The organism is Paucilactobacillus nenjiangensis (assembly GCF_005405445.1).
In the GTDB taxonomy this organism is placed as follows: Bacteria; Bacillota; Bacilli; order Lactobacillales; family Lactobacillaceae; genus Paucilactobacillus; species Paucilactobacillus nenjiangensis.
In genome coordinates this window covers 1-17,107 of record NZ_BJEB01000017.1, presented here as the reverse complement: position 1 = coordinate 17,107, position 17,107 = coordinate 1, and the positions used below count along the sequence as shown (strand labels likewise).

The window sequence follows — 17,107 nt, the reverse complement described above, 5'->3', positions numbered from 1 at the left end:
TAGGGAGTGTAAGACAGAAATGACTGAATTTAATCACATTACAGTGCTCTTAAATGAAGCAGTGGAAGGCTTACACGTTAAACCGAATGGAATCTATGTAGATGCAACGCTTGGTGGCGGAGGTCATAGTGGTAAGATTGTTGAACAACTTGATGAATCAGGTCATCTGTATTCATTTGATCAAGATCAAACAGCAATTGACTATAACCGCGAACATTTGGCGAAATATGTCGAAGAAGGCAAATTAACATTTATCAACACCAATTTTAGAAATATCACCCAAGCGTTAAACGACCTTGGAATTTCAGAAGTCGATGGAATTGTTTATGATTTGGGAGTGTCATCACCACAGTTTGATGATGGTCAACGCGGATTCAGCTATAACTACGATGCCGAACTCGATATGCGAATGGATCAAAGACAATCATTAACAGCTAAAGAAGTTGTGAATGAATGGCCATTTAATCAATTGGTACGTATCTTGAGCCGCTATGGTGAAGAGAAGTTTGCGAAACAAATAGCCCGTTCAATTGAAAAACAACGAGCTATTCAACCAATTGAAACAACTTTCGAGTTAGCTGATTTAGTTAAAGAATCAATTCCAGCTGCTGCAAGACGACATGGCGGTCATCCAGCCAAGAAAAGTTTTCAAGCAGTTCGGATCGCAGTGAATGATGAACTTGGGGCATTAGAAGATTCACTAGAACAAGCATTGCAATTATTAAGGGTTGACGGAAGAATCAGTGTTATTACCTTCCAATCTCTAGAAGATCGATTAGTCAAAGGTATGTTTCGGGAACAGGTGACAATTCCAGATTTACCTGCAGGTTTACCAGTCATTCCAGATGAAATGCAACCCAAATTTAAATTAATTAATAAGAAACCAATTTTACCAACAACTGAGGAGTTAGATAACAATCGACGCGCACATAGTGCCAAATTGAGAGTTATTGAAAAAATACGAAAATAGATAAGGATATTGGAAATCATGGCAATGAATACAGCAGAACAATTAGACGATTATTACGACAATACAGTTCTTCAAGCTAACCCAGAACCTGTTAAACAACCGGGACAAACCGTTGCACCAGCACCTGTTAGTGAACCGTCAAAAATATCAGTTTCTAAGTTCGAAATAGTCGTTGCTGTTTCGTGTGTTATAATAACTCTATTCATGGCAATTTCGCTTGTAACGACGAAAAATCAAGTTACAAGTGCACAACATCAACTTCAAAATGTTAACTCTCAAATTACTAAAGTTAATAGTCAAAATGACAGTAATAAGCAGGTTATTGATGAACTAACTGGTTCAACACATTTACAGCAAGTTGCTCAAAAGAGTGGGTTGTCAATTAATTCTGATATAAGGAACGTCAATAAGTAATGAATAAAAAAGCAAAACGAACGATGGGGCATAAGACAGCAAAAAACAGGAAGATATTCGGCCAATGGCTATTCTTCTTTGTAGGGGCGTTGTTCTTATTACTCATCGTTCGTTTTGGTTATATTGGAATTATGAAAAAAGCTCACGGTGTTAGTTTAAATAATCGAATTGATATTTTGTATACCCAAAAAAGCGTCATTCAAGCTAAGCGGGGTACTATTTATGATTCACAAAACAATAAAATTGCTGATAATACCAGTACATACAAAATCTATGCAGTTCTAGATAAAAAACAAAAAACAACCAGCGGGAAGCCACTGTATGTTACTAATAAAACTAAAACTGCCAAAGTACTTTCTAAATATTTGGGCTTGTCAGAAAAAGAAGTCACTAAAATTCTGTCGCCCAGTTCCAAAACATATCAAGTTGAATTTGGTAATGCTGGGGCAGGAATCTCCATTGAAACCAAACGCAATATTGAAAATAAAAAATTAACCGGAATTAATTTCGTCGAAAGTCCCGCCCGTGAATATGCGAACGGCTCATTTGCTTCTCAACTAATCGGGATTGCCCAGCCTACGACCAATGCTAAAACCGGACAAACTAAATTAATTGGCCAATTAGGCTTGGAAAGTATCTTTAATAAAGAACTGACCGGGACTAATGGGGTTAAAAAATCAAAAGAAGATACATCTGGTTATCAAATTGATGGCACTAAAAAGTCAGCTAAAAATGGGGATGATATTTATACCACTCTTAATAATAAGCTACAGACATTGCTAGAAGGAAAGATGGATGCTACAGCCAGCACGTCAAAAGCTACCAGTTTGAATGCAGTTTTGATGAATGCTAAAACAGGCGCAATTGTGGCCGCTACGCAGCGCCCTAGTTACAATACTGACGATAAGACGATGTGGAGGAACACACTAATTGAGGATGCCTACGAACCTGGATCCACGATGAAGGTCTTTACTATGAGTGCGGCGATTGATTCAGGAAATTTCAATCCTAATGCTTATTATCAATCGGGGACTTATAGTTTGGGCGGTGGTCAAATCACTGATTGGAATTCTTCAGGGTGGGGATCTATTACCTATCGTGAAGGATTTGAGCGTTCAAGTAACGTGGCGATGGCTCATTTGGAACAAACAATGGGAGCTAAAACCTGGAAGAAGTACCTCAACCGCTTTGGTTTTATGAAAAAAGTTAACGTACTTGGCATGACAAATGAAGCCAAGGGGAGCGCACCATTTAGTGGCGCTTTAGAGCAAGCCAATACTGCTTATGGTCAAGGTATCACTGTCAATGCGATGCAGATGTTGCAAGGGTTTAGTGCGGTCGCAAATAATGGTAAAATGTTGAAACCTTATTTTGTGAAAAAGATTGTTGATCCCAATACTAATAAAGTGGTTCAAAAAAGTACTAAAAAGGTAGTAGGAACACCAATTAAATCTAGCACTGCCAAATCAGTCCTAAAATACATGCAAGATGTTATTTACGGTGATAAAGGAACAGGGAGTGTGTACCAAATTGATGGCTATCGAGTAGCTGGTAAAACAGGTACTGCGCAGATTGGGACAGCTTCTGGGTATGAAACAGGAAGCACCGCCTACGTCTATTCATTTGTAGGAATGGCGCCGGCGAAAAATCCTAAGTATATTATGTATATCACCTTGACAAAGCCCAAAAATACGTCAAGTTCTGCCGAAACTTTTATTGCCAGTGTCTTTAATCCTGTTATGAAACAAGCATTGGATACGGACAAGGCAAAGCATGAGAAATCAACGCAAGGCCGTGTCAAAGTTCCGAGTGTCAAGGGACAAAACGTGGCGACAGCGCAAGCCAAAATATCAAGCCTTGGCCTACAATACGTGGTGATTGGAAATGGTAACAAGGTACAGGCACAATCTGTTTCTAGCAGTTTAGTCTTAAATAATAGTCGTATCTTTTTGATGACTGGTGGCGATACCACGACTGTGCCAGATATGAATGGCTGGTCGAAAAAAGACGTTGTCTCATTTGCAAAATTAGCTAATTTAAAAATTGAAACATCCGGTAGTGGATATTTGACAAGCCAAAGCATTCAAGCCAATACGGCTGTGAATACTGGTCAAACACTAACCGTTAAATTTGAAAAGAAATAGTCCGTTGGAGGATAAGTTATGAGTTTAGTATTCAATATTATCACTGTATTAATAGCAGGTGGGTTGACCTATGTGGCAATGCCTTATTTGATTCGTTACTTCAGATCAAAAAAAGAAGGACAACAAATTAGAGAAGATGGGCCAAACTGGCACGCAGCCAAGGCTGGCACTCCAACCATGGGTGGATTAGTTTTTGTTGTAACTGGCACAATCACAGCCATAATTATGGCCTTAGTTCAATCTACACTGACGAACACAATGTGGGCGATTATCCTAACTTTTGTGTTATTTGGACTAATCGGTATGTGGGATGACAGTATTAAAATTTTTAACCATCAAAATGAAGGCTTTAAAGCTTGGCAAAAAGCCTTAGCTCAAATAGTTGTGGCAATGATTTTTGCGGCAATTTATCAACATGAGGGCTTCCAAATGGGATTTGGGACAATGCAATTTGGCTGGTTGTATGCCTTATTTATTATTTTCTGGTTAGTTGGATTCTCCAATGCAGTTAATCTCAGTGATGGTTTAGATGGGCTAGTTGCAGGATTAGCCACAATTTCATTTATCACGTATGTAATTATGGGCTGGTATCAGCATGAATTTGAAGTCGTAATTTTTTGTTTAGCAATTGTTGGAGCACTGATTGCTTTCTTTTTCTTTAACAAAAAACCGGCTAAAATTTTCATGGGTGATATGGGATCCCTCGCATTAGGTGGCGCTTTAGCATCAGTTTCCTTGATTTTGCATCAAGAATTCTCGTTGCTGCTAATTGGAATTGTCTATGTCGCGGAAACTGCCAGTGTCATCTTACAAGTTGCCTCATTCAAATTAACTGGTAAACGTATTTTTAAAATGAGCCCAATTCACCATCATTTTGAAATGATTGGGTGGAGTGAAGTGAAGGTTGATTATGTATTTTGGTCAGTTGGACTAATTGGTTCAATTTTACAATTAATTATTTTTTTCATTACTAAATAAAAGGAGAGTCTTAAATTATGCGACAAGTCGACAACTACAAAAATAAAAATATTCTGGTGATTGGACTAGGAAAAAGTGGTGTCGGCGTCGCGAAACTACTCTTCAAATTAGGTGCACAAGTGACGGTCAATGATGCTAGTACACCTAAAGATATGACAGAAGTTGATGAATTAAAATCATTGGGCATTAGAGTAATCACAGGGTCACATCCGATGACATTAGTTGATGAAAATTTTTCTTTGGTTGTTAAAAACCCAGGGATTAATTATGACAATGTGTTAGTGGCAGCTTTTTTGGCAAAAAATACTCCGATTGTCACTGAGATAGAGATTGCTAGTTTAGTCTTTGAAGGTAATTTAGTCGGTGTGACTGGTAGTAATGGTAAAACCACGACAACAACAATGATTCATGAAATGCTCAACGCCGGTAATGAAGCTGATGTTTTTAAGGCGGGAAATATTGGCATTCCAATGAGTGGCATCGTTCAACAAGCTACCGAAACTGACACTATTGTAGCTGAACTTTCGAGTTTTCAATTGATGGGTACGCCAACCCTGCATCCTCATATTGCGGTTATTACTAATATTTTTTCAAACCACTTAGATTATCATAAAACGCGTGAAAATTACGTTAATGCCAAAATGAATATCACTAAAAATCAAACCAAGAATGATTATTTGGTAATCAATTGGGATAATGACGAATGGCAGCAATTAAGCCAACGTAGTCAAGCGCAAGTGATTCCATTTTCTCGGCTGGCTAAGTCAAAGCGTGGAGCCTATGAGTTAGATGGAGACTTGTACTGGCAAGAAAATAAAATTATGGCTGCTAGCGATGTCAATGTCGTGGGTGATCACAATATTGAAAATGCGTTAGCGGCCATCGCCGTCGCTAAAATTAGTCAAGTTTCCGATGCAATCATTAAGCATGTCTTAGAGTCATTTGGTGGTGTGCGTCACCGAATGCAATTTGTGATGGAGTACAATGGTCGCAAAGTTTATAACGATTCTAAAGCAACGGATATTGAAGCAACAGAAATGGCCCTAAATGGCTTTAAGCAGCCAGTGATATTACTAGCTGGTGGACTTGATAGAGGGTATACTTTTGAAAAGCTTGAACCAAGCCTAAAAAAACATGTTAAAGCAATTATTTTATTTGGAGAAACGGCCAAAAAGTTGGCAGATTCAGCTACACAAGCCAACTTACAAGAAATTGAATACAGTGAAACAGCGGAAACTGCTGTACCTTTGGCATTTAAAATCAGTGCACCAGGGGATGTAATCTTACTCTCTCCTGCTAATGCCAGTTGGGATCAGTATCCCAATTTTGAGGTTCGTGGTGACAAGTTTATCCAAGCGGTGGAAAACTTTACTGGAAAGAAGGAACAATCATGAGATTATTAGTTTCTGGTGGTGGGACCGGTGGACATATCTATCCGGCCCTGTCAGTAATTGAACGATTAAAACAGGTCGATCCTGATTTGACAGTACTGTATGTGGGGACTGAACGAGGACTTGAAAATAAAATCGTACCCGCTGCAGGCATTCAATTAAAAACAATTAAAATTCAAGGATTTAAACGATCACTATCTGTCGAAAATTTTAAAACAATTTCGTTATTTTTGAAAAGTATTAAGGACGCAAAAAAAATTATCCGGGACTTTAAACCTGATGTAGTCCTTGGAACCGGTGGGTATGTTAGTGGCTCAGTGCTTTATGCGGCCGCTAAGTTACATATTCCAACAGTTATTCATGAACAAAATAGTGTGGTTGGAATTACGAATAAATTTTTGAGTCATTATGTCGATGAGATTGCCATTGCTTTTGAAGAAGCCCGCGATCAATTTCCTAAGGGAAAGGTCACAATGACTGGTAATCCGCGTGCACAGCAGGTCGCTGATCGGGTTAGTGATTTTTCATGGAGTGATCTAGGACTGAAAGATGACGTCCCAACGATGTTGATTTTTGGTGGTAGTCAAGGTGCACCAAAAATTAATAAAAGTGTTACCGAAGCAGTTCCCACATTTAATAAGCGTGATTACCAAGTTGTTTTTGCGACCGGTAGGAAACGTTATGATACGGTGATGGAGCAATTAAAGGGTGTTGAAGTTGGGGAAAACATTCTTATCAGACCGTATATTAACAATATGCCAAACCTGTTGCCAAAAGTGGATGTCATTGTAGGACGTGCTGGAGCAACCAGTATCGCCGAAGTTACGGCATTGGGAATTCCATCAATATTAATTCCTAGTCCTTACGTTACGGCCAATCATCAATTTAAGAATGCACAAGCTTTAGTTGATAGTAATGCGGCACAGATGATTCTTGAGGGAAATCTGAATGGAGCTTCCTTGGTCAAGGCGGCAGATTCACTGTTACAAGATGATGAGAAACGAAAATCAATGAGCGTAGCTGCTAAAAAAATTGGTATTTGTGATGCATCTGATAGATTAATCGCGGTAATGAGAAAAGCAGAAGCCAAGCATTAATAATTTATAAGTTAGTTGGGAGGTGAATGAAATGGCAAAAGATGATGATTTAAAAGATTCTGACTTAGTTAATCATAATAGTCGGTCAAAAACGGATCAGCATTCTTATAAAGAACGTTTGGACGAGTTAGAATTAATCCGCCGAAAAAAGAAAGCTGAGCCGCAAAAAAATCAAGCAATTAGTAAAAAATTACCTAAATTAAAAAAGCAGCGTTTTAATGCTAATAAATTTCGGGCAGGAATTTTAATTGGAACTTTTTCAATTGTCATTTTATTCATGCTATATTTAGTCACTCCAATCAGCAAAATTAATGATATTAAAATCTATGGTAATCAACAAATGAGTACCGCCGAAATTGAAAAAAGTATTGGTGTCAAAAAAGGCGATTTAATTTTTAAAGTTTGGTTTAATATTGCCAAAGAAGAAACACACGCAATGAAAAATAATCCACAATTTAAATTCGTTCAAATTAATGTGGTTGGACCACGAAATGTCACTATTCAAATTAAAGAAAACAAGATTATTGGCTTAATTCATGAGCAAAACCATTATTATGCAGCGCTTTCAAATGGTGAAATAAAAAAAGTTAATCAGCAATTAACTGATTATGATATGCCAATTTATAGTGGCTTTAAAAGTGATAGCGTACTAAAAGCGACAATTTTGCAAATGGAAAAAATCCCGACTTCAATTTCACAAAATATTTCCGAAGTGAAATTTGATCAAACTAATAAAGCTCCAGATCGACTGTTAATTTATATGTCAGATGGCAACGAAGTTTTGGTTAAATATACTAAGTTGGCAAAAATGATGGATTATTATCCTGGAATCGCCACACAAATGACAACACCAGGGGTGGTAGATTTGCAAGTTGGAGCATATTCTTATCCATATGGGACGAAGGATGAATAAGCGTTAGTAAACCATGTATATTATTTAGTAAATTGACTTTCAGAACACGCTAGTTATGTGGTAAACTCATAATAGCTAAATGTATCTTTTTATTCGGCTAAAAACTTACAAATTTATGACTAAAAAAATAATAGGAGGGTTCCGAGTAGATGAATAATTCAGGTATCTACGTTGGCTTAGATATTGGAACCACCTCGATTAAAGCAATTGTCTGTGAAAATGTAAAAGGACAGCTAAATGTTGTTGGGGTTGGCAGTGAGCAGTCTGCAGGGCTTAATCGTGGAATAATTGTCGATATTGATAAGACAGCAGCTGCAATCAAAAAGGCAGTTGCCCAAGCACAAGAAAAGTCAAACGTAACAATTGAAGAAGTAGTAGTTGGTATTCCAGCAAATCTATTAAAAATTGAAAAAAGTCGCGGCATGATTACGATTGCAGATCAAAGTCAGGCACGTGAAATTAATGATCAAGATGTTGTTAATGTTGCTAAAGAAGCAATTATGCAAAGCCTCCCACCCGAAAGAGAGATTATTGATCTTAAAGCCGATGAATTTATCGTCGATGGCTTTAACGACATTAGAGATCCTCGTGGGATGGTTGGTGTTCGATTAGAATTACATGCAACTTTGTACACAGGTCCTAAGACTGTTGTGCATAATACGAAAAAAGCGTTAGAAAAGGCCGGAATAAAAGTTAAGGATTTAGTTGTATCACCATTGGCAATTGGAGATACAATTTTGAATGATGGGGAGAAAGATTTTGGGACAGTTGTGATTGATATTGGTGGAGGCCAAAGCACAACGAGTGTAATACATGATCATCGATTGAAGTATTCTTATATTGATCCAGAAGGTGGACAATATATCACAAAAGATATCTCAGTTGTTTTGAATACTTCGTTAGCTAGCGCTGAACGGCTAAAGAGAGACTATGGGTATGCTAATTCAGATACTGTTTCACCTGAAAATACTTTTACAGTTGACGTTGTTGGTCAAAGTAAGCCCGTTGAGTTTACAGAACAATATATAGCTGAAATTATCCAGGCACGTGTTGAACAAATTTTTGAACGAATTAACCAAAAATTACAGACTATCAACGCGCTTGAACTTCCCGGAGGAATTGTTATTACTGGTGGAGTTGCCGCATTACCTGGTATTACAGATTTGGCAGAACAATACTTCGGTGTTCATGTCCGTGCCTATGTTCCTGATCAAATGGGGATTAGACATCCTAGTTTTACCCAGGGATTTGCATTGACTAAGTACGAAGCAAGCCTAAGTGAGGTTGATTTACTAGTCAAACAAGCTTTACGCGGAACTGTTAAGTCACAAGCTCAGACTACTGAAGGTCGTCGGCCAAGTATTCTTAAGAATTCAGCAAAATCGTCACGTGCTGAAACGCAAAACGGTCGTCCACGTCAAAAGGCGCCCGAGCCACAACGGACACAAAGTAAGCCCAAAAGTGATGAGGGAAAACCAGATCGTTTGGCAAGTATCAAGAACTTCTTTAATGACTTTTTCAATTAAAAAATAGTGACGGAGGAATCACAATATGGACTATTCAATAGATGCGGACCAAAGTTTTGGTGCGAAAATTAAAGTTATCGGAGTTGGTGGTGGTGGGAGCAACGCTGTCAACAGAATGATTTCCGATCAAGTGAAAGGCGTTGAATTTATTGTCGCTAATACTGACGTTCAAGCCTTGGAAGCTTCTGCAGCAGAAACAAAAATTCAACTTGGACCTAAATTAACCCGTGGTTTAGGGGCAGGATCTAATCCTGAAATTGGTGCCAAGGCTGCCGAAGAAAGTGAAGAATTATTAGCAGATGCACTTGCAGGTGCAGATATGGTATTTGTTACCGCCGGAATGGGTGGTGGTACAGGTAACGGTGCAGCACCAATTGTTGCAAAAATTGCAAAGGATTCTGGTGCATTGACGGTTGGGGTTGTTACACGTCCATTCAGTTTTGAAGGACCTAAGCGTGGGAAATATGCCGCCGAAGGTGTGGCAAAAATGAAGGCTAGTGTTGACACATTAATCATCATCGCTAATAATCGTCTGTTAGAAATTGTCGATAAAAAGACGCCAATGATGGAAGCGTTCAAAGCTGCTGACAATGTACTTCGTCAAGGGGTACAAGGTATTTCAGATTTAATTACGAGTCCAGGATATGTTAACTTGGATTTTGCTGATGTTAAAACAGTTATGGCTAACCAAGGATCTGCCTTGATGGGTGTTGGTTCTTCAACAGGTGAAAACCGGACCGCTGAAGCAACAAAAAAAGCAATTTCTTCACCATTGCTTGAAGTCTCAGTTGATGGCGCAGAAAACGTATTGTTGAATATTACTGGCGGACCAGATTTATCATTGTTTGAAGCCCAAGATGCGTCTGATATTGTTACACAGGCAGCAACCAACGACGTGAATATTATTTTTGGTACTTCGATTGATGAATCATTGGGTGATGAAGTTCGAGTAACTGTTATTGCTACTGGCATTGACAAAGAAAAGAATTCTAATCACATAACTCGACCAACTGCAGACAAACCAGCAGCTGAACCAGAGAAAAAGGATCCATTTGGTGATTGGGACGTTCAAACTTCAACAGAAAGCACATCACGAAATGATGCTGATACGACTGAATTTGAACAATTGGAGAAACCAGAATTTAATATCTATAGTGATGATACTGCTTCAAGCTCTAACGAATCAGACGATAATGGTTTAGATACACCACCATTTTTCAAAAAACGTTACTAGAATAGTTGAATAATCGGGAGCAGACAAAGGCCTTTTCAAACGGTGTGAGTTTGGTCTCGTTTTGGAGTTATTACGAGAAAAGGAGATGAATAACATGGCAAATAAATTTTCATTACACAACTTCTTTGGCACATCTGAAGAACAGTACGAAGATGAAGAATATTATGATGAACCAGTCGAACAAGTTTCAACACCAGTTAGAAATAAGAAAGTCGTTTCTATTAACAGCACTCGACCAAGCGAATCAAGTAAAATTTCTTTATTTGAACCACGTATTTATTCAGACGTTAAAGAAATTGCCACCCAATTATTAAATAATCGGGCAATTATTGTTAACTTTACGCAAATGGATACAGGATCTGCGAAGCGAATCGTCGATTTTTTGAATGGAACGGTATATGCTATTGATGGGGCGATTGAACGAGTTGGAGATCAAATCTTTCTCTGCACCCCACATAATTATGAGGTATCGGGTAATTTAACTGATAACCTCTCGCACGAGCAAGATAACTTGTAAACAAGGAGAATTAATTTGGCAAATTTGTTAGGGTTCATATTTTACGCTGTGACTCAATTGCTGCAGCTATATATGATTCTGATAGTTGTATGGGCACTGATGACATGGTTTCCAGGTGCATCACAGAGTAAATTCGGAGTATTTATTAATCGCTTAGTAGAACCATATATTCGATTATTCGATTTTATTCCAAGTCTAGGTGGAATCGGCTTTTCACCACTAATTGCATTGCTAGTCTTGCAATTAGCACAGTACGGGGTTGGGGCTTTGCAGACGGTTGTTGCGAATGCGTTATATTAGGAAGTGTACGCAATGAGCTTAAATGTAGAGCAACATTTTAGACCAGACGAAAAACCAATTATCGACGATATTTCAGATTGGATTTCTCAAGCAGTATTGCAATATCGTCCAGTACTTAGTATCTTTTTAAATCCTAGACAAATCTATATCGCACAAAACTTAGTTAACCAACAAGATGAAGTGCGAATGAGAAGCTATGGTGGGTTCGAAGAAGCTGAAATGCAACGGGTACTAATTTATCCAAGTTATTTTGAACCTTCAAATGATGATTTTGAGTTACAACTACTTGAAATCAATTACCCAGAAAAGTTTGCCGAGATAAGTCACCGACAAGTTTTAGGGACACTTTTTAATCAAGGCGTTGAACGCGGTACCTTCGGGGATATCATTACCGATGGTACGGGCCGTTGGCAAATTATTGTTCAAAAACAAATGGCCAGTTATTTTCAGGAACAAGTCGATCGGGTTGGTAAATTAAATATCCGATTAGAGCCTGTGGAAATGACCGACACCGTCAATTCTGAAACCGATTGGGAATCAATTGAGACTACGGTCAGTTCAGTCAGAGTTGATAGTATCATCGCGGCGGCATTTAATTTTTCTCGCAACCGCGCTAAAGAGGTTATTGAAAAAGGTTATGCACAGGTCAATTGGGCGGAAACTCAAAAACCGGATTATTTGATTGTTGAACACGATTTGTTGTCTGTAAGAAGAGCTGGTAGAATTAGGGTAGATGAAATAAGTTCACAGCCAACAAAAAAAGGTAAGGTTAGGATTAAACTGTCGGTAGTTACGGTGAATTAGGAGGGGATTGATATGGATTTCTCAATACCAAAGATAAAAAATAATCGATTTAAGTCAATATTAGGCGGTTACAGTTATCAGCAGGTTGATGAATTCTTCGCGGATATTTTGGGGGATTTAGAAGCTTTAAAAGCGACTAATCGAGAATTGAAACAACAAGATACAGATGCTAAACGTCAGTTGGCTGTACTGAGCTCGATGAAGGAAGAAATCGTGGATTTAATCGTGAATTCGCAGAAGTATTCCGTTAAAGTCAAAGAAAGAGCTAGACGTCAAGCAATGGTTACAGTTCGGTTTGCGAATCAAGAAGCTGACCAAATTGTGACTGATGCGCATACGACTGCCAAAAATCAAGTGGTTGCTAAAATTAATGAGGTCAAATTGCATGCCGACTCATTAGCTAAATTAAAGGTCATTGTAGCAACTTATCAAGATGAAATTGTTGATGCCTTTAAGCAACAAGTTGAGTTAGTTAATCCACAACCGAAAGTAGTAGAAGAAGTTGAACCGGCGATTATCGAACCGGAAACAGTTGTCGATAACGTTGAAGAGGTGCCAGTTGTTGAACAAAATATCGCCATCGATGTGGCAGATCAACAAATCGGTATCGGCATTATGGCGGATGATGATCCAGACTATCCGGTCATGGTTCACAAGCTAGATTCAACCACTCAAAAAGATGCAGTAAAAATTAAAGATATTTCTACCAGTACTAATGCAGACAACGAATTGGTGATCAATTTGTCGCTTGTTATTTCAAAATAATCGGAGGAACCAATCAATGTCAATCTCAGTTGAAGATATTCAAACCAAAAAGTTTTCTGGAAAGATGCGTGGTTACAACCCAGACGAAGTTAACACATTTTTAGATCAAATCATTGATGAAATGAAAGATTTAGAAACGCGGAATCATGAATTAGAAGAAACAGTTAAGTCTGACCAAGAAAAATTGAAGTATTTTAGCGAATTAAAAGATTCATTGAACCAATCAATTTTAGTAGCTCAAGAAGCTGCTGATAAGGTTAAGTCAAATGCACAACGCGAATCAGATATCACTTTACGTGAAGCTCAAAAACAAGCAACTGATATCGTTGCTGAAGCAAATGATAAAGCTAACCAAGTAGTTCATGAAGCCGCAGAATCAACTTCAAAACTAACTGTTGAAACTAACGACTTGAAGAAGCAAACGATGGTCTTCCGTCAACGCTTGCAAGTCATGTTAGAATCTCAATTAGAAGTTGTTCGTAGTAATGATTGGGATACGTTGTTAAAAGAAGTTGATGTCAGCTCATTTGATGAAATTCAAAAAGTTCTTGGACAGACGCTTGACAACAGTGTAAATCAAAGTGTAAACTCATTTACATCAGTACCTGCACAATCAGCTGCGTCAGCAACTTCTGAAGTTGCTCCTGCTCCAACCGAAAGCGCACCTGATGCTGGTCAAACTGTAGTTATCTTCCCAGATGACTCAGAAAAATAATTCATAAAATTTAATACGACTGAAAGTTTTGAAGAGAACAGCAATTCAATTGACAGTTACTAAAAAGCGAATCAACGATTGGTGTGAGGTTGGTAGGAAAACGTCATTGATAGATCATCTCTGAATCTTATACTGATATTAAGTATAAGCGGTTCATCACCGTTAAGAAATGATCTAAGAGAATTGCTAATTAATTCTAAATTTGGGTGGTACCACGAATCTTCGTCCCTTGCGGATGGGGATTTTTTTATTGCCATCAATTTCAATCGTATTGTCTACATAATTCAAGGAGGGTTCCAAATGAGAATCAAAGAAACACTTAATCTTGGTAAAACTGAATTCCCAATGCGTGGAAATTTACCAGTGAAAGAACTCGAACGTCAAAACGTTTGGGCAGAAAACAAAGTTTATGAACAACGTCAAAAATTAAATGAAGGCAAACCAACTTTTGTCTTACATGATGGGCCTCCATATGCAAATGGTAATATTCATATTGGCCATGCATTGAATAAAATTACTAAAGATGTGATTGTTCGATACAAGTCAATGTCTGGTTATCGTGCACCATACGTTCCTGGATGGGATACACATGGTCTACCAATTGAACAACAATTAACCAAAATGGGTTACGACCGGAAAAAGATGAATACCTCTGAATTCCGTGATTTATGTCGTAAATATGCGCTCGAACAAGTTGACAAACAACGTGAAGATTTCAAACGTTTGGGTGTTGCTGGTGAATGGGACAATCCATATTTAACTTTACAAAAAAAATATGAAGCCGCTCAAATTCGAGTATTTGGACAATTTGCAAAGAAAAATCTGCTGTATCGTGGTAAGAAACCTGTTTATTGGTCATGGTCATCTGAATCTGCTTTAGCTGAAGCTGAAGTTGATTATAAAGATGTTGTTTCTCCATCGGCTTTCTACGGCGAACGCGTTGTGGACGGCAAAGGGGTACTTGATACCGATACTTACATGGTTGTTTGGACAACTACTCCATGGACAATTCCAGGTTCTGAGGGTATCACAATTGATGCTAAATTTGATTACGCGATTGTGACTCATGATGGGGATGACACTAACAAATATGTCTTAGCAGCTGAATTGGTCGATAGTTGTGCTGAATTATTTGAATGGTCTGATGTTAAAACTATCAAAGTTGTTAAGGGAAAAGAACTTGATAACGTTACCGCACAACATCCATTCCTTGCAGATAAGCAAATGGTCACTATGCTTGGTGATTTTGTCACGACTGATGCAGGTACTGGCCTTGTCCATACTGCTCCTGGCTTTGGTGAAGATGATTATAATATTGGCCGTAAATATGGATTAGCCGTTTTCGTTCCAGTTGATGATCGTGGATATTTGACTGCTGAAGCTGGTCCTGATTTTGAAGGCGTCTTTTATGAAGATGCTAACCAAATTGCTTTGGATAAGTTAAAAGATGCTGGTTTGCTATTAAAATATATGCCATACGAACATAGCTATCCATTTGATTGGAGAACTAAAAAACCAATCATTTTCCGTGCGACAGATCAATGGTTTGCTTCCGTTGATAAGATTCGTGATGAAATTTTGGCAGCTATCGATGATGTTAAATTTACACCTGATTGGGGTAAAGTTCGTCTTCACAACATGATTCGTGATCGTGGCGATTGGGTTATTTCACGTCAACGTGTTTGGGGTGTGCCATTGCCAGTGTTCTATGCGGAAGATGGAACTCCAATTATCGAAGAAAAGACAATTAACCATGTGGCTGATTTGTTTGGTGAATTTGGTTCTAATGTTTGGTTTGATCGGGACGCAAAGGATTTGTTACCTGACGGCTATACTAATGAACACTCACCTAATGGAATTTTCAAAAAAGAAACAGATATCATGGATGTTTGGTTTGATTCGGGAACGTCACACCAAGGTGTCTTGGCTGAACGTGATTACCTAACCTATCCTTCAGACATGTATATGGAAGGCTCAGATCAATACCGTGGCTGGTTTAATTCAAGTTTGATTACCAGCGTTGTAGTGTCTGGTAAAGCTCCTTACAAGTCAATCTTGTCACAAGGCTTCACGCTTGATGGCGAAGGCCGCAAGATGAGTAAGTCAATTGGTAACACAATCGAACCAAGTAAAGTGATCAAACAAATGGGTGCAGAAATTATTCGTTTGTGGGTAATGAGTGTTGATTCATCTGCTGACGTGCGTGTTTCAATGGAAATTATGAAACAAGTTTCGGAAAGTTACCGTAAAATCCGTAATACAATGCGTTTCTTGATGGCTAACACGACTGATTTTGATCCTAAGAAGGATACAGTTGAATACGATGATTTAGAATCAATTGACCAATACATGTTGGTTCGTTTAAATGCTTTCGTTGAAGAAATTCGTGCACATTATGAAAATAATGAGTTTTTGGACATCTATAAAAAGCTAATGAATTTTGTTACGACTGAATTATCTGCTTTTTATATGAACGTGGCCAAAGATGTTGTTTATATTGATGCAGAAGATTCAAAGACTCGTCGCTCAATGCAAACTGTCTTCTATAAGATTTTGGTTTCATTTAGCCAATTGTTGACACCAGTGCTTCCTCATACAACTGAAGAAATTTGGGCATTGTTGAAGGAAGACGAAGAATTTGTTCAATTATCTGAAATGCCAGAAGTGACACATTACGATAATGAGGCAGAATTAATTGAAGCGTGGGGTTCATTTATGAACTTACGTGGACATGTGTTGAAGGTGCTTGAAGAAGCACGTGATGCTAAAGAAATTGGTAAATCACTTGAAGCGCATCTTGATTTATATGTATCTGGATCAAACAAGAAGATGCTTGAAGCATTAAATGCTAATGTTCGTCAAATGCTGGAAGTTTCTGATTTACACGTCGCTTCAATTGACGAGGCACCAGCTTCTGCAACTGACTTTAATGATGGAGTAGCTTTGACGGTTACACCTGCTGAAGGTGACGTTTGTCAACGTTGTCGTATGACAACTAAGGATGTTGGAACGGATGATGCTTATCCAGAATTATGTGCGCGTTGTGCATCAATTGTTCGGGCAGAATATCCAGAAACAGTCACAGAAGGATTAGAAAAATAATTTTTCAATAAGTTAATAAACATTTGCTTAAAAGTTGTTAATTTTAAATGATAATAATATCGATTATTACTTATTAAGAATCTGAAACGTATTTCAATCTTGTATGATATTGTTTTTTGAAATTCACAAGTTAAACAGTTACAATATTTTAATTTTTACTGGTTCTTTGTCAAGAAGTACTGATGACCTAGAATTTCACAATCATTAACATCAAGCTGCTAGTTTCTCCGTTGTCGG

Annotated in this window: 15 protein-coding genes and 1 other annotated feature; all 15 genes read left to right on the top strand. The window is 38.1% G+C overall.

Annotation, left to right across the window (positions count from 1 at the left end; all coding sequences use genetic code 11):
* The first annotated feature begins 19 nt into the window (after positions 1 to 19).
* Positions 20 to 970 carry a 16S rRNA (cytosine(1402)-N(4))-methyltransferase RsmH gene (rsmH, locus tag FFM59_RS03980; RefSeq protein WP_137601755.1) on the top strand — a complete coding sequence of 317 codons (951 nt, stop codon included), beginning with the start codon at positions 20 to 22 and terminating at the stop codon, positions 968 to 970.
* 18 nt (positions 971 to 988) lie between these two features.
* Positions 989 to 1,384 carry a hypothetical protein gene (locus tag FFM59_RS03975; protein ID WP_137601754.1) on the top strand — a complete coding sequence of 132 codons (396 nt, stop codon included), beginning with the start codon at positions 989 to 991 and terminating at the stop codon, positions 1,382 to 1,384.
* Positions 1,384 to 3,528, top strand: coding sequence for a penicillin-binding transpeptidase domain-containing protein (locus FFM59_RS03970; RefSeq protein ID WP_137601753.1), 2,145 nt, complete (start codon positions 1,384 to 1,386; stop codon positions 3,526 to 3,528). Before FFM59_RS03975 ends, FFM59_RS03970 begins: the two co-directional genes overlap by 1 nt.
* An 18-nt stretch (positions 3,529 to 3,546) precedes the next feature.
* Positions 3,547 to 4,506, top strand: coding sequence for a phospho-N-acetylmuramoyl-pentapeptide-transferase (gene mraY, locus FFM59_RS03965; protein ID WP_137601752.1), 960 nt, complete (start codon positions 3,547 to 3,549; stop codon positions 4,504 to 4,506).
* A gap of 17 nt (positions 4,507 to 4,523) precedes the next feature.
* Positions 4,524 to 5,900 carry a UDP-N-acetylmuramoyl-L-alanine--D-glutamate ligase gene (gene murD, locus FFM59_RS03960; RefSeq protein ID WP_137601751.1) on the top strand — a complete coding sequence of 459 codons (1,377 nt, stop codon included), beginning with the start codon at positions 4,524 to 4,526 and terminating at the stop codon, positions 5,898 to 5,900.
* On the top strand, positions 5,897 to 6,994 hold the full coding sequence (gene murG / locus FFM59_RS03955; RefSeq protein ID WP_137601750.1) for an undecaprenyldiphospho-muramoylpentapeptide beta-N-acetylglucosaminyltransferase: 1,098 nt from the start codon (positions 5,897 to 5,899) through the stop codon (positions 6,992 to 6,994). The genes murD and murG overlap by 4 nt, the downstream gene beginning before the upstream one ends.
* Positions 6,995 to 7,025: 31 nt before the next feature.
* Positions 7,026 to 7,907: a cell division protein FtsQ/DivIB gene (locus FFM59_RS03950; protein ID WP_137601749.1), complete on the top strand. Its 882-nt coding sequence runs from the start codon at positions 7,026 to 7,028 to the stop codon at positions 7,905 to 7,907.
* A gap of 149 nt (positions 7,908 to 8,056) precedes the next feature.
* Positions 8,057 to 9,433 (top strand): cell division protein FtsA, encoded by a 1,377-nt coding sequence (gene ftsA / locus FFM59_RS03945; RefSeq protein ID WP_137601748.1) that lies wholly within the window; start codon positions 8,057 to 8,059, stop codon positions 9,431 to 9,433.
* A gap of 25 nt (positions 9,434 to 9,458) precedes the next feature.
* Positions 9,459 to 10,667 carry a cell division protein FtsZ gene (ftsZ, locus tag FFM59_RS03940; RefSeq protein WP_137601747.1) on the top strand — a complete coding sequence of 403 codons (1,209 nt, stop codon included), beginning with the start codon at positions 9,459 to 9,461 and terminating at the stop codon, positions 10,665 to 10,667.
* Positions 10,668 to 10,761: 94 nt separating this feature from the next.
* Positions 10,762 to 11,184, top strand: coding sequence for a cell division protein SepF (locus FFM59_RS03935; protein WP_137601746.1), 423 nt, complete (start codon positions 10,762 to 10,764; stop codon positions 11,182 to 11,184).
* Positions 11,185 to 11,199: 15 nt separating this feature from the next.
* Positions 11,200 to 11,484 (top strand): YggT family protein, encoded by a 285-nt coding sequence (locus FFM59_RS03930; protein ID WP_371858074.1) that lies wholly within the window; start codon positions 11,200 to 11,202, stop codon positions 11,482 to 11,484.
* 12 nt (positions 11,485 to 11,496) lie between these two features.
* Positions 11,497 to 12,288 carry a YlmH family RNA-binding protein gene (locus tag FFM59_RS03925; protein ID WP_137601745.1) on the top strand — a complete coding sequence of 264 codons (792 nt, stop codon included), beginning with the start codon at positions 11,497 to 11,499 and terminating at the stop codon, positions 12,286 to 12,288.
* Positions 12,289 to 12,300: 12 nt separating this feature from the next.
* Entirely contained in the window at positions 12,301 to 13,053 is a 753-nt protein-coding gene (locus FFM59_RS03920) for a DivIVA domain-containing protein (RefSeq protein WP_137601744.1), read from the top strand.
* Positions 13,054 to 13,069: 16 nt separating this feature from the next.
* Positions 13,070 to 13,768 carry a DivIVA domain-containing protein gene (locus FFM59_RS03915; protein ID WP_137601743.1) on the top strand — a complete coding sequence of 233 codons (699 nt, stop codon included), beginning with the start codon at positions 13,070 to 13,072 and terminating at the stop codon, positions 13,766 to 13,768.
* 19 nt (positions 13,769 to 13,787) lie between these two features.
* Positions 13,788 to 14,001, top strand: a binding site (T-box leader).
* Between the two features lie 67 nt (positions 14,002 to 14,068).
* Entirely contained in the window at positions 14,069 to 16,870 is a 2,802-nt protein-coding gene (gene ileS / locus FFM59_RS03910) for an isoleucine--tRNA ligase (protein ID WP_137601742.1), read from the top strand.
* Positions 16,871 to 17,107 lie beyond the last annotated feature (237 nt).

Coding starts and splice junctions, on each gene's coding strand:
- rsmH (WP_137601755.1), top strand. CDS start 20: ATGACTGAATTTAATCACATTACAGTGCTCTTAAATGAAGCAGTGGAA.
- FFM59_RS03975 (WP_137601754.1), top strand. CDS start 989: ATGGCAATGAATACAGCAGAACAATTAGACGATTATTACGACAATACA.
- FFM59_RS03970 (WP_137601753.1), top strand. CDS start 1,384: ATGAATAAAAAAGCAAAACGAACGATGGGGCATAAGACAGCAAAAAAC.
- mraY (WP_137601752.1), top strand. CDS start 3,547: ATGAGTTTAGTATTCAATATTATCACTGTATTAATAGCAGGTGGGTTG.
- murD (WP_137601751.1), top strand. CDS start 4,524: ATGCGACAAGTCGACAACTACAAAAATAAAAATATTCTGGTGATTGGA.
- murG (WP_137601750.1), top strand. CDS start 5,897: ATGAGATTATTAGTTTCTGGTGGTGGGACCGGTGGACATATCTATCCG.
- FFM59_RS03950 (WP_137601749.1), top strand. CDS start 7,026: ATGGCAAAAGATGATGATTTAAAAGATTCTGACTTAGTTAATCATAAT.
- ftsA (WP_137601748.1), top strand. CDS start 8,057: ATGAATAATTCAGGTATCTACGTTGGCTTAGATATTGGAACCACCTCG.
- ftsZ (WP_137601747.1), top strand. CDS start 9,459: ATGGACTATTCAATAGATGCGGACCAAAGTTTTGGTGCGAAAATTAAA.
- FFM59_RS03935 (WP_137601746.1), top strand. CDS start 10,762: ATGGCAAATAAATTTTCATTACACAACTTCTTTGGCACATCTGAAGAA.
- FFM59_RS03925 (WP_137601745.1), top strand. CDS start 11,497: ATGAGCTTAAATGTAGAGCAACATTTTAGACCAGACGAAAAACCAATT.
- FFM59_RS03920 (WP_137601744.1), top strand. CDS start 12,301: ATGGATTTCTCAATACCAAAGATAAAAAATAATCGATTTAAGTCAATA.
- FFM59_RS03915 (WP_137601743.1), top strand. CDS start 13,070: ATGTCAATCTCAGTTGAAGATATTCAAACCAAAAAGTTTTCTGGAAAG.
- ileS (WP_137601742.1), top strand. CDS start 14,069: ATGAGAATCAAAGAAACACTTAATCTTGGTAAAACTGAATTCCCAATG.